Origin of the sequence: Marimonas lutisalis, from assembly GCF_005434965.1 — a bacterium.
Lineage (GTDB): Bacteria > Pseudomonadota > Alphaproteobacteria > Rhodobacterales > Rhodobacteraceae > Marimonas_A > Marimonas_A lutisalis.
Genome location: NZ_SKCI01000002.1, coordinates 1 through 13,394, shown reverse-complemented (window position 1 = coordinate 13,394; position 13,394 = coordinate 1). Strand labels below are relative to the sequence as shown.

General features: G+C 62.1%; 9 protein-coding genes and 2 pseudogenes. 5 read left to right on the top strand and 6 right to left on the bottom strand.

Translation table 11 applies throughout. The features are described from left to right. Positions 1–217 precede the first annotated feature (217 nt). Positions 218–1,324 carry an enolase C-terminal domain-like protein gene (locus E0501_RS08140; protein WP_137700896.1) on the bottom strand — a complete coding sequence of 369 codons (1,107 nt, stop codon included), beginning with the start codon at positions 1,322–1,324 and terminating at the stop codon, positions 218–220. Between the two features lie 210 nt (positions 1,325–1,534). Here E0501_RS08140 and E0501_RS21510 point away from each other — a divergent pair. Beyond that, positions 1,535–1,765: pseudogene (locus E0501_RS21510) on the top strand (hypothetical protein); the annotation flags it as partial. 245 nt (positions 1,766–2,010) lie between these two features. Here the strand turns inward: E0501_RS21510 and E0501_RS08135 are convergent. After that, positions 2,011–3,540: a VapE domain-containing protein gene (locus E0501_RS08135; RefSeq protein ID WP_137700895.1), complete on the bottom strand. Its 1,530-nt coding sequence runs from the start codon at positions 3,538–3,540 to the stop codon at positions 2,011–2,013. A gap of 432 nt (positions 3,541–3,972) precedes the next feature. On the opposite strand from E0501_RS08135, the gene E0501_RS08130 reads away from it, so the two are divergent. Next, positions 3,973–4,833, top strand: a complete 861-nt coding sequence (locus E0501_RS08130) for an alpha/beta fold hydrolase (protein WP_137700894.1) — start codon at positions 3,973–3,975, stop codon at positions 4,831–4,833. Here the strand turns inward: E0501_RS08130 and E0501_RS08125 are convergent. The 4 genes from E0501_RS08125 to E0501_RS08110 all read right to left on the bottom strand — a co-directional run bounded on the left by E0501_RS08125 (position 4,830) and on the right by E0501_RS08110 (position 8,168). After that, entirely contained in the window at positions 4,830–5,567 is a 738-nt protein-coding gene (locus E0501_RS08125) for an SDR family oxidoreductase (protein ID WP_137700893.1), read from the bottom strand. The two genes, E0501_RS08130 and E0501_RS08125, sit on opposite strands and share 4 nt — an antisense overlap. A gap of 69 nt (positions 5,568–5,636) precedes the next feature. Continuing rightward, positions 5,637–6,395: a LamB/YcsF family protein gene (locus E0501_RS08120; protein ID WP_137700892.1), complete on the bottom strand. Its 759-nt coding sequence runs from the start codon at positions 6,393–6,395 to the stop codon at positions 5,637–5,639. A gap of 1 nt (position 6,396) precedes the next feature. Next, entirely contained in the window at positions 6,397–7,419 is a 1,023-nt protein-coding gene (locus tag E0501_RS08115; protein ID WP_137700891.1) for a 5-oxoprolinase subunit C family protein, read from the bottom strand. After that, positions 7,416–8,168 carry a 5-oxoprolinase subunit B family protein gene (locus E0501_RS08110; protein WP_137700890.1) on the bottom strand — a complete coding sequence of 251 codons (753 nt, stop codon included), beginning with the start codon at positions 8,166–8,168 and terminating at the stop codon, positions 7,416–7,418. Before E0501_RS08110 ends, E0501_RS08115 begins: the two co-directional genes overlap by 4 nt. Before the next feature lie 214 nt (positions 8,169–8,382). Between E0501_RS08110 and E0501_RS08105 the strand changes: the two genes are divergently transcribed. From E0501_RS08105 to E0501_RS08095, 3 genes and pseudogenes are all read left to right on the top strand, one after another. Beyond that, positions 8,383–10,707: a calcium-binding protein gene (locus E0501_RS08105; protein ID WP_137700889.1), complete on the top strand. Its 2,325-nt coding sequence runs from the start codon at positions 8,383–8,385 to the stop codon at positions 10,705–10,707. A gap of 134 nt (positions 10,708–10,841) precedes the next feature. Then, a complete protein-coding gene (locus E0501_RS08100; RefSeq protein WP_137700888.1) occupies positions 10,842–12,743 on the top strand; it encodes a calcium-binding protein in 1,902 nt (633 codons plus the stop codon). A 135-nt stretch (positions 12,744–12,878) separates the two neighbouring features. Continuing rightward, positions 12,879–13,394: pseudogene (locus tag E0501_RS08095) on the top strand (calcium-binding protein); the annotation flags it as partial.

Below are 13,394 nucleotides of genomic sequence, written 5' to 3'. Positions count from 1 at the left end.
AACAACTAATGACAATCTCACAGGCAACCGCAAATGCTTGATAATGAGGAGTTTCTGTGCGGAATAAATAACAGATACACTGTTCAACCTGAGACTGGTTCGAATTGTTCCGCCAGCATCTGACCGCGCCCACTGACGAAAGCTGAAAATGTTTTGGACCCCTAGTTTCGGAGTCCCCGTCGTCTTGTTTGGTTAATGCGGTTCAGCATGAAAACTGTTACGCAGAAAGACCAAATCCAGGTTGATCCGACACCTTCAGACGGTTGTCTGAGGGCCTTGTGTGGCCGGAAAACTGGTTGGCGGTCCAATCGGCATATTCAACGAAATGCGCATTCGGAATAGCCGCCAATAGGTGGCCGCTGATTTCGGGGTAAAGGTGGGAAGAAATCTTAACCCCGTATTGATCGGCAAGCGTTGCTGCTCTTAGCCACTGCGTAACCCCGCCGATCTTGCCAACATCGGGCATAAGATATGTGCTAGCGGACAACCGCAAGGCGCGTTCCACTTCCGCTAGCGACCACAGGTTTTCGCCGATCTGGACGGGTGTTTGCAGCTCGGCTTTCAGATAGGCCGTCTCTTCAAGCAGATCGGCGCGGACCGGTTCTTCGATCCAAAGCAAGCCAAACGTGTCGATTTCTTTGCACCTTGTTGCGGCCTCGCGTGGCGTAAGCCCTTGATTGTAGTCAACCAAAAACTGAACAGAGGAGCCAAAAGCACTCGTGAGCATCTCGAGCACCTGCATGTCATCTGTCAGAGCGTCATAGCCAAGGCGAAGTTTCATGATCGTATTGCCGTCTTCCAGGAAACTCTCGGCCTGCTGCCTGATTGTGTTCGGATCACCTATGCCTAGCCCAGAGCTTTCATAAGTTGTGACCTCTGGCGACGCCCCGCCGAGAACGCGATAGAGGGGCTTACCAACTGCTTTTCCGACCACATCCCAGACAGCCATATCTATAGCGGCCATTGCCATAGTGACGATGCCGGTACCGCCAAAAAGAGTGAAATGCTGAAGCACTTTGTCGGTGATGGTTTCTGGTAGACAAGGATCATTTTGAACCACTTGAAAAACCGCTTTGATCGCCTCGCTGAGCGCAGGCAAAAGCGTCTGATTTGGCGAAAACAGATAGCTTTCCCCCACAATCCCGCAATCCGTCAGCACCTGAATTGTGATAAGCGGGGCGACCTCCAATGATCCGCTTGATGTTTGCAGGGGCGTTGGAAGGGCAGGATAGGCGGTATCAAGACAGATTGATGTCAGGCGCACACCAGAAACCTGCTCTTTGGTCTCCGTTGGAAGAATTGATGCCTTGCTCGATTCGCGCATTGTTAAAGCCCTGATTGAGTAGCTTTGCAGAGATCTTACACCACATATTCAATCGGCTAAGTGGAACATGGCAGTCCTGAATTGCCTAGGGCAGAAAGGTAATTTCTGAGGATGCCGGCTCGGCTAGGGGCGGCAGTCGGTTTAGTAGCTTTCCGCCATGGCCACTTTTTTCCTGTCAAGTGCTTCAAAAACAGCCCTGAGGTCATCCGCTTAAACAATCGCGCAGGGAAGTCACATCTCACTTTTCGATGACTGGAACCTGCCATGCTGCGCTTTTTTTTTAAACGTAGTTTGCAGAAATTCGCTTCTGTCCACGCCTCAATCTATAACCTGTTCAACTCGCAGCGCAGCCTTTACTCCCGGATAAATTTCAAGCTGATGAAACTGGCCTATCGTACAGCCATCGAGGACAGGCATATTGTCCCTGTGGAGACTGGTTAGAACTTGTCGGACACCTTCCCTAAGAGGCTTTTCTTGGTGGCAATGTCCATGACAGGGTGCCGAGACTACGCCTCATGCCAAATTTACATGGCAAAAATCATCTACAGAACCGCCACTGCACAGACGGAATGAGCTTGAAGACCAGATGGCACAGCGAGAGCAATCCGCCGCTTGCCGGGCGGTGGTGACCATGGGGCGCGGACGAGCAGTGTCAAGCGTTTCGGGTTGCAAATTGGTACGGCCGGTCATAGGACGCGATTTACCGTGCGGGCACCCAAGCGGCTGGCCGCTCCCGAGAGCCAAGGTCGGATCGGCAGAAATAGTCTGTAGCCCACCTCGAGCAGGGGCAATACACCAGGCAAGCGGGCAAAGCGCGCGTCCCATCTCCACTTCGGCAGAGTTTCCCAAAGAGCCACGAACGCGCGTGCTCCCGAAACAAGAGAGCCGTCCGACAAACGGACGTGAAACTGCTTCATAGCCGCGTCCGCCGTCAGGTCTCTGTCGGGACGTGCATCGACGCGCGAGATCACGACAATTCCACCCTCGATACGCCGAGCGAGGTATTCCACTTTCCGCTCCTCGGTGCTGCCCCGGGCGAACCTCTTGCGCTGGGCTTTCTCGCGCCGTCCGAGGTCGTGCAGCCGATGGGTGCCATAGTCCCACCCGAGCCCGGCCATTACCGCCTTGATCCGCCGCGTGTCCATCGGTGACATACGCGCCGTGTCGATGCCGAGCAGGAGCTTTACGCTGTCCATGGCGACGCGCCCCTTGGTCTCGGCAAACGCATCCTCCAAGACGTCCGCATAGGCGTCCTCGACCATGCGCTGTGCTTGCAACTCGGCAGCAGCAGCCCAAAGGTGCGGCGACAACGTGATGGACTCACCCGCCGCTTCCCGTACCACGGCCTCGGCCCACAGCTGATCCACATCAACGCTAAAGCGAGCCAGGTCGATCTCCCCTACCAGTACCGGCCAAATCCGACGGTTGCCTGTAAGGTCATGCAGATAGCTGCCCTCGTTGGTGGTGCCGAGGATAATGCAGTGACGACGATACTCGCTTGCATCCCGCGCATACGCGCGACGGTATGAGTCGGTGGCCGTGCTCAGGAACCGCTTAAGATTCTGCTGGGTCGTCTTGTTCAACCCATCGAGTTCCTGACACTCGACAATCCACGCGCGCGCCAGCATTTCGGCTTTGGTCTGGTCGTCGCTCTTAAGATAGAGGCTTCCACAGAACCATTCTTCGCGCACCGCGAGTCGCTGTGCCACTTGCGACTTGCCAGCACCCTGCGGCCCCTCCAGCACGAGCATCGTGTCGAACTTCACGCCGGGTTGTTTGATGCGACGCACGCCTGCGATCAGGACCTTGCTGCCGAATTCACGGTTCAACTCCGTATTATCGGCACCGCAGTAGTCAGCCAGCCATGTGTCGATGCGCGGCGTGCCGTCCCACGTAAGTCCGTCGAGGTAGTCGTGCACCGGGTGGTACTTTTGTTCATGGGCAACAGCCAAAAGCTCCCGCTTTATCGCAGGCGGAGAGGCCGCAAAATCCAACTCGCGCCGGAAAGTACTGGAAAGAATCTCGACGATGTCGTTGAGGTCGCGCCCATCCAACCCGTAGCCACGGAACTCGTCGGATTGCGTAAACGTGTTGCGCTGGGCATCGACACCCAACACCGCCAACGCGAAACGAATATTCTGCGGAGCATTCTTGATGGGACGGCCATCGTCCTCGCGGATCGGCCAGCCATGCGAACGCAATTCGATAGCCGCCATGGCGCGCGTAATCTGGCGGCGCGCATACCCGGTCCGAGCCTGTTGCCGCCGTGCTTGGGGCGAGGTGGTGGGCTTTGCCCAGCGGGAGCAGGGCTAGGCACCCTAACGAACGCGGTGGCGCGCAATTAGTAGGTCAAAACAAAATCTGTAGGGGATTAGTAGGGGAGCGGGGTACAACGGGCGACGAACGGGTGCGGGACTGTGCAAGGCGGCGAGTTAGAAATTGCGTTTCTTAACAACGCATTGTACGGTCCTAGGAGATGCGGCGCGGCCTCGTGCAACACGGTCCAACGAAACCGCCAAACAATTCGTAATGATGGGGTCGGGGGTTCGAGTCCCTTCAGCGGCACCACGTTTCCAGAAAAGCCGGAAGTCCGAGCGTGGCGGACGCGCGGTGGTGGTCTATGCTTTGGGCCAACCGGGGAGAGGGCGATGATGCAGACGCTGATCGAGAAACGCGAGGCATTCACGCAGGAGCACGCCGAAGAGCCGAGACCGCGCGGCGGGCGGCACTGGGGCATGATCCGCACGGGCGAAGATGGCCCGGCGCTGATCCTGCTGCCGGGCACGCTGGGGCGGGCGGATATCTTTTTTCACCAGACCCGGGCGCTGGCCGGGCGGGCGCGGGTGGTGGCGCTGAGCTATCCGGGCAGCGGTACGCTTGAGGACTGGGCCGCGGATGTGGCCGGTTTTGCCCGCGACGAGGGCATGGAGAACGCGGTGCTGCTGGGCTCATCCCTTGGCGGTTACGTGGCGCAGCGGGCGGTGGCGGAATTTCCCCAGGTCTTCGGCGGGCTGGTCGCGGCGAATACGCTCGCGTCGGTCCAGGGGATTGGGACGGTACCGCCCTATGCGCTGGATCTGGACGCCGTGCCGATCGACGATCTGCGCGCCGGGTTCCTGAACGGCCTTGCGGCGCTGCGCGATGCGCCGGGGGTGGTCGGAGAACTGGCGGCACTGCTGGTGCGTGAGGTCGAAGGACGCATTCCCGAGGACGAGATGCGCGCGCGGCTGAAGGCGTTGAAACATGCGCTGCCCCTACCGGAGCAGAGCCTTTCACCGGACCGGATTTTCACCGTCGAAAGCGGCGATGACCACCTGATCACGCCGGAAATGCGCGAGGCCGTGCGTGCGGCGCTGCGCCCTGCCCGTGCGTTTCGCTTTGAGACGGGCACGCATTTTCCCTACCTGACGCATCCGGAGAGCTATACCGGGATGCTGGAGGAGGTTCTGGGACTTGCCGCCCCTGGCGCGCATTGGCCCGAGGGCGCGTTGGTGACGCCTGGGCCCTAGTCGAGCCCCTGGTAGAAGCGGTTCCAGGTGGGGGAAATCAGAACTTCGTTGATGCAGGCGCGGGGCGGCATTTCGGCGACAAAGCGCACGGTTTCGCCCAGGTCCTCGGCCTGGAGCATGCGGGCTTTTTGGTCATCGCTGACCGGCTTGGGCCGTTTGTCGAGGATCGGTGTCACCACCTCGCCGGGCATGATGACGGTCGAGCGGATGCCGAAGGCGCCGGATTCGTCGTTGATCGATTCGTTCAGCGCGATCAGGGCGCGTTTCGTGGTGTTGTAGGCCGCGCCCGTCATGCGTGAGCCGTAGCGCCCGGCCCAGGACGAGATCAGGATCAGCTGGCCATCGCCGCGTTCGCGCATGCCCGGCAGGAGCGCGTGGCACGGATAGAACACGCCGTTGAGGTTCACATCGACGACGAATTCCCAATCTTTCGCCGAGACCGTATCGAGCGCACGGGTGGGAATGTTGAGCCCGGCAGAGGCGACGAGGATATCGACCTGCCCGATCTCATCCGCGGCGGCCTGCACCGCGTCGGCATCGGTGACGTCAAGCGGCAGCGCATGGGCGGTGCCGCCCTGTGCGGTGATCTTGTCGACCACGGCCTGCAGTGGCTCCATCCGGCGGCCCGAAACGAAGACCTCGGCCCCAGATTGCGCCAGGGCGAGGGCCGATGCCTCGCCGATGCCGGTGCCGCCACCGGTGATCCAGACGCGTTTTCCGGTAAGTTTCGCCATCATCTTTCCTCCCCTGGCTTTGCGGAGAGGCTAGCAACGCGGGGGGTGTGCGGCAAATGGAACGCGCCGTCAGAGTTTTTCGAGGGTCACGCCGGCCTCGGTTAGCAGGCGGCGCAGCTCGCGCGCCATCTCGACCGCTTCGGGCGTGTCGGAATGCAGGCAGATCGTGTTGATCCGGGCCGGGATGCGCTTGCCGGATTCGGCGATGATCGCGTCCTCTTGCAACATTTTCAGGATGCGCGGCGCGGCCGTGGCGGCATCGTGCAGCACGGCGCCGGGCAACGAGCGGTCGACAAGCGTTGCGTCGTCGTTATAGGCGCGGTCGGCAAAGATTTCACCGGCCCATGTGCCGCCCAGCTCCTCCATCGCGCGCTGCTGCTGGGTGCCGGCCAGCACCATGACGACTATATCGGGATCGACGGCCAGCGCGGCGCTGTAGCAGGTGCGCGCCATGTCCAGATCTTCGGAACACATGTTGGCCAGCGCGCCGTGGAGTTTCAGGTGCCGCACCTGTCCGCCCATCGCGCGCGCCATCGCCTGGGCCGCGCCCAGCTGATAGGTGACGAGGTTGGTCAGTTCCTCTGGCGTGCGTTTCAGGCGGTGACGGCCAAAGCCGTGCAGATCGTCGAAACCGGGATGCGCGCCGATGCCCACGCCCTTGTCCAGCGCCATTTTCATGGTGCGCGCCATCACGTGCGGATCGCCTGCGTGCATGCCGCAGGCGATATTGGCCGAGGTGACGATATCGAGAAGCGCCGCGTCATCGCCCATTTTCCACGGGCCATACCCTTCGCCCATGTCCGAGTTCAGATCGACGGTGGTGACCATGTCATTCTCCTTCAAGATCGTCGCCCGCGGTGGCGCCGCTGATCAGTTGATAGCTGAGCAGGTCGGCGATGTCATGCGGGTTGCGGATGCGCGGCTGGACCTGGGCGCGCAGGCGCCTGAGCATCGCGGCGGGGGTTTCGAAACTGGCCTCGGCCTGGTCGGCGGTAACGAAGTGAAAGCGCAGCGGTGCGCCCGGGGCGGCCTGGGCCACGCGCGGCAGATCGGCGGGGATGACCGCGCCCATGCGGGGATAGCCGCCGATGGTCTGGCATTCGGGCAGCAGTACGAAGGGGATGCCATCGCCGGTCATCTGGATATCGCCGGGGATGATGACATCGGAGACGATACCAAGCTGGCCCTCGGCCTGGAACGGTTCGCCTTCGAAATCGAGCTTCACGCCCTGGCGGTTGCCATGGGTCGAGCGATGGAAGGTGGTGGCGGCAAACCTTTCGCGAATAGCGCTGGAATAGAGACTGGTTTGCGGGCCTTCCATGATGCGGATATCGCCGCCTGAGAAGCGATTGTCGGACGCCAGGATCATCGGCGGATCGGCCGGGTGCGCATCGGGGGCAAACGGCAGGGTTTCGCCATCGGTCAGGCGGTGGCCCAGCCCGGTTGTCAGGTGGGCCGAGCGGCTGCCCAGCACCACCGGCGTATCAAGCCCGCCGGCCAGCGACAGGTAGCCGTAAACGCCCGCGGTGGCCGGCCCGATATCGAGCAGCGCCCCGGGCATGAGCAGGTGCGAGGCATTCCAGGCCAGCGTTTCGCCGTCGACCGTGGCGCGCATCGGCGCGCCGGTCAGCGCGATGCGGGTGGGCTGATCCACCGAGAAGCGCCCGCCCATGCCCGCCATTTCGATGGCCGCCTGCTGTTCGCGCTGGCCCAGAAGCGCCGCGGCCTCGGCCAGGGCGAGGCGGTCGGCGGCGCCGCCGCGCGACAGGCCCAGCCGCAGCGTGCCGTTGCGGCCCAGGTCCTGCACCGACATCGACGGGCCGGCGCGGTGGATGGTCAGCGTGCCGGTCATGGCTTCACCACCAGACGCGCGCCGCCCGAGCCATCGGTATCCGAGCGCTGGATGCGGTCGAATTCCTCGGCCGAGACGGGGGCGAAATGCAGCACGTCACCCGGCAGCAGCGGAAAGGGCTGATCGGCATCGGCGCGGAAGTTCCGGAACGCGGTCTGCCCGATATGGCGCCAGCCGGTGGGCGTGCTGGCGGTAAAGACGATCAGCTGCCGCACCGCGACGACCAGCGCGCAGGCCGGGATCGAGGGTGTGATTTCCTGCAGGCGGGGAATATCCCACCGTTCGGGCAGCATGCCGAGATAGGGCTGCCCGGGGGCAAAGCCGATGGCCAGCACCCGCACGGGATGGGCGACCAGATCGGCCACGGCCTGATCCTCGCGCATGTCGAGAAGCGCGGCGGTTTCGGCAAGCTGCGGGCCGTGATCGCCGCCAAAGGCGGTGGGGATATGCCAGTGGCGGGATTTGCCGGTATCGCCCGGCGCCGTCCAGTCGCGCGCGGCAAGACGTTTTTCAAGTTCCTCCGCCAGGGTGGCGCGGTGCGTTTCACCGGGGATGAAGCGGACATAGACCGAGGCCAGCGCGGTGGAGATTTCGGCCACGCCCGCCGGCGGATCGGCATCGAGCGCGCCGGCAAAGGCCAGGACCGCGCGGTTGGCCGTATCTTCGAGCCGGGCCGAGAACCGCACGAGCAGACCGTCGGCCCCCAGGGGCGCGATGATCGGCTGATCGGGTCTGGGCTCGGGCGGCATTTGCTGTGGTCCTTCCGCGGGCGGTGGCGCTGGGCGTCTGTTCCGAGCTAACGCGCTGAGGCGGCAATGGTCAATGTCGGGCAGGCGTGGCGGGTAAAACACGTGCAAAATTGTCGGCGAGAGCCAAGAAATTGTCCCAATGCCATACCGTTGGCAACCGCGGTTCTGCGGTCATCCTTCCGCGTGCGAAGCCATGGGAAGATGAGGCCGCGTCGTGGTGGAATTGGGAACTGTCCGGGTGTTTGCGCAGGCGCAGGCACTGCCCTTTACCGGGGTCAGCGATCTGGACCTGCGGCTGTTCGGCACGCAGTGGGTCCTGCTGGCAACAGAGCGTGTTTTAGGCAGTGTTAGCACCTTTACCGTGCTTGACTCCGGCGCCCCTGCGGGACCTTTCGATTTTCAGGCCATTGCCGGCGGAAGCCTGCCGCCCGACGCGATCGAACTGATCGACACCGGCGCCGGACCGGTGGCATTTTCGATGGGCGCTTCGCGCGAAAACCTTGCCTCTTACACCATCGAGCCCGACGGCGGGATCGGGCAGCAGGTGTTTTTCGTGCCCGCGTCGGGCCTGACCACGGCGATGACCGAGGCGGCGGCGGTGACGCTGGAGAGCGGGGCAACGCTGCTGATCACCGCGCAATACGGGCAACAGGGGTTCACCGTGCAGCGGCTGGATAACTGGCCGCTGGCAAGTCATGTGCAGACCGTCACGCTGGATGGCGCGGCGGGCGCTTTTGAGACGGTCATGGTGGGCGGCACGCCGGTGGTTCTGGTGGCGGATGTCGCCGAAGGCGCGGTGCGGTCCTACGTGATGGAGGCCAGCGGCGCGCTGAGCGCCGTGGATGTCGCCGGCCCGGAACAGGGGCTGGGCCTGGCGCGGCCCGACATCCTGCGCAGTGTCGAACTGGGCGGGGTGCAGTATGTGCTGGTCGCCGCACCGGGCAGCAGCTCGATCAGCGTGGTCGAGCTGCAGGCGGACGGCGCGCTGGTGGCGCGCGATCACGTTCTGGACGGGCGCAATACGCGGTTTGAACAGATCACCGAAATGGCCGTGGTCACCGCCGGGGAGCGGGTTTTCGTGCTCGCCGCGGGCCGCGATGACGGGCTGAGCCTGTTGGAGCTGTTGCCGAATGGCAGGCTGCTGCATCACCTGAGCATGGCAGACCGGTTGGACCTGCCGCTGGACAATATCGGCGGCCTGGCCGCGGCGGTGCAGGGCAACACCCTGCATGTGTTTGCCGGCAGCGAGGCCGAAGAGGGGCTGGCCGAGTTGCAGCTCGACCTGGGCCAAACGGGCGAAATGCGCCAGGGCGGCACGGACAACGCGACCGTGCAGGGCACTGCGGGCGACGACGTGCTGTGGGGTGGCCCGGGCGGGGCGAACACGCTGATCGGTGGCGTTGGCGATGACATCGTGATTGCCGGCGGGATCGAGGACAGGCTGCGCGGCGATGACGGCGCCGACCGTTTCGTCGTCGGCTGGGCGCAGAGCAGCCGGGTGGACGATTTCAACGTGGCCGAGGACTGGCTCGACCTGTCGGGGTGGTTCATGCTGTATGACCTGGGCCAGCTTGCGTTCAACCCGAATGGCCGGCGGCTCGAGATCGTGTTCGGCACGCAATCGGTGGTGCTGGTATCGCATGACGGATCCGATCTGGACGTGGCCGAGGTGGGCGCCCGCATCCGGATCGACCTGGGCCACGTGATGGTCTCGAAACCGCCGGTCGATCCGCAGGCGACCTATATGCACTACGGCACGCCTGGCGATGACCGGCTGGCAGGCGATATCGGCCTTGATATCTTCGTCGCGTCGCGCGGGGCCGATATCTATGACGGCGATGAAAACCGCGATGCGATTTCATTCGAGGAGTTTTCCGAGGCGGTGAAACTCAACCTGCTGGACCCGTCGAGGAACGAGGGCGAGGTGCAGGACGATACGCTGATTTCCATCGAGAGTATCATCGGCACCGCCTTCGGCGATGTGCTGTCGGGCGATCACCAGGCGAACTGGTTCTGGGGTGGCGTAGGCGGCGACGTGATGCTGGGACGCTCGGACCGGGACAAGCTTTTTGGCGGGGATGGCGATGACCGGTTCAATGGCGGCAAGGGCCGCGACCGGATCGAAGGCCAGGACGGCGATGACCGGCTGGAAGGCCGGCGCGGGCATGACAACCTGCGCGGCGGCAAGGGCAACGATATGCTCGACGGTGGCACGAAGAACGACATCATGATCGGTGGGCGCGGCCGGGACACCCTGATCGGCGGCGAAGGCGATGACCGCCTGTCTGGCGATGCAGGCGCCGACCTGTTCGTCTTTGCCGATGGCCACGGACATGACGTGTTGCAGGATTTCGAGCCGGACATTCCCGGCGAGCGGATCGACCTGTCCGGAGTGACGGGCATCGGCGAATTTGCCGATGTGATCGCGACAGCCAGCCAGGAGGGCGCGCATCTTCGCATCGTGACCGGGCCTGGCAGCTCGATCTTGCTGGAGTGGCTTGCGCTGGATGATCTGGCGCCCACGGATTTCGTGTTCTGAAGCGTCGCTTACAAAGAAAAAGAGTGTTTCGTTGGCTTCCTTTTGATTTCTCGGCCGTATCGCTTAGTGTGGGCACGATTTTTTCGGTAGCGAGTAACAGGAGGGTGGGCGCAAGATTCGCGAAGGAAAGCGATATGGCATTTCAGTATGTTGTCGAGGGCACGCTGGGCGATGACCTCATCAATCTGAGCTATGTCGGCGATCCGGAAGGGGACCTGATAGACGCCAACGATCATTCCGATGGCTCGAACGACGATAGCGTGCTTGCGGGTGACGGAGATGACAGCATCGACGCGGGCACCGGCGACGACACGATCGATGGCGGATCGGGAGACGACGAGTTCTTCCTTGATGTCGCGCTGCAGAACGATGTGCTGATCGGCGGCGAGACGGGAGAAGACAGTCAGGGCGACCGCGTCAATTTCTCGACGATCAGCGATGACATCACCATTCTTTTCACCGCGCCCGAGGCGGGCACGCTGAGCGATGGTGTCTCGATCACGACCTTCTCGGAGATCGAGGAATTCCAGATGGGCACCGGCAATGACAGTGTTGTCGGCTCGTCTGGAGCAGAGGTTATCATCGGGAATTACGGGTCCGACACGATCGAAGCCAACGGCGGCAATGATACCATCTATTCGGGCTTCGACAGTGACTTGGTCCTGGGCGGGGACGGCGATGACTCGCTCGTGACGTCGAGCGGCGCAGACACGGTGAGCGGCGGCACGGGCGCCGACCAGATCGAAGTGGGCGCCAATGATGGCGAAGTTGACACGGTCGTTATTGCCGACGGCGATGGGGATGATGTTGTAAGTTTTTTCGAGGGTCCGATCGACAACAACGACGGGACCTATACCGGGCAGGACCGGCTGGACGTGTCGGGTTTGACCGATGCGACGGGAAACCCGATCGACGTGTCGGACGTCACCGTAAGCGACGATGGGTCGGGCAGTGTTGTTCTGATCTTCCCGAATGGCGCGTCGGTTAAGCTGATTGGAATTGCCCCGGAAACATTCAGTGACGCGGCGGCATTGATTGCAATTGGCATACCGGATGGGGAGACGCCGACCACGGGCGCAGACAATCTCGTCGGGACATCGGGTGCCGACTCGATCGATCTTCTGGCGGGAAACGACACATACGCCGCCGGAGCGGGCGACGATACGGTTCTTGGCAATGACGGCGATGACAGCCTGTCGGGCGAAGGCGACAACGACCAGCTGGACGGGGGCGCGGGCAACGACACGCTCTTGGGCGGCGGCGGAGATGACACGCTGACGGGTGGCCTCGGAGCTGACAACCTGAGCGGAGGCGACGGGTTTGACTACGTCAGCTATGCAGATGCAACAGAAAGCGCGCGGGTCGATTTCCTGAACCCTGCCGGAACCGCGCGGGCCGCCGCGGGCGATTCGTTCAACGAACTGGATCCCGGCAGGGTGGTCGATGTCGAAGGTGTGATCGGCACGGCCTTCGACGATTTCATCAGCACCGACCTGACCGACAATGCGATCTTCACCGGTGATGGCGATGACCGCATCCGCGCTCGCAAGGGGCGCGACACGATGGAGGCAGGCGCCGGCAACGACGAACTTGACGCCGGCAAGGGCCGCGACCGGATGAACGGCGACGATGGCAATGACCTGCTGATCGGGCGACGCGGCCATGACAACATGCGCGGCGGGCGCGACGATGACACGATCGATGGCGGCACGGGCAAGGACCTGATGCTGGGCGGTCGCGGCAACGACCTGCTTATCGGCGGCGAAGACGATGATACCATTCAGGGCAATCAGAACGACGATACCTTCGTCTTTGCCGATGGTCACGGGGACGACGTGATCACCGACTTCGAGGCGACGAATGATCTCGAAAGGATAGACTTCTCCGGCCTTTCGACGATGAACAGTTTCGTGGATGTCGAGGCGGCCGCCACGCAGCAAGGCGCCGATCTTCTGATCATCACCGGTGGCAGCAGTTCGATCCTGCTGGAAGGGGTCGCACCGGGTGATCTGGGGGCTGAAGATTTCATCTTCTGAAGGGTTTTTTCGTATTCCGGACAGTCACTTGAGAAAAAGTGAACTGGGCGGTGTTTGTCACATGAATTCGGTATGGTACCGCTTGGGGTACGGCTGCAAAGCAGTTTGAACGAAGAAATTGAAATTGGGGACACCATGACAACTTATACCATTACCGGCATCACAGTTGCGCGTGATGAATTCGACAATGTCACCTCTGTTGGACCGGCCACGCTTGATCTGGCGTTCACAAGCGATCCTGCCGTTATCAATTATTCCGTTGTCGTACCGGACCCTGATCCGCTCGATCCGCTGCCTTATATCGAGCTGACACCGGAAACGGACCCGGTGACATCGTTCCTGAACGGCACTGAAACGCCCGAAGATATTGAAGTGCAGCTGGGGTATATCACCACCTCGGAAGGCACGCACTACATGCTGGCCATTCTGGACAACACCACGGGCCTTGATCATTATTTCAACATCGGCGGCGACCCGCTGACCATTCCGACCACGGTGGCCGAATTCAACGCGCTTGAAACCGGCATTACCGATATCGGCGCGATCACGTCGGGGGCATTTGCGCCGGGCGTCGATATTCCGCTGACCAGCTTCAGCAACACCACTTCGACCGAGGATGACTATTTCATCGGCACAGACGATGGCGACACG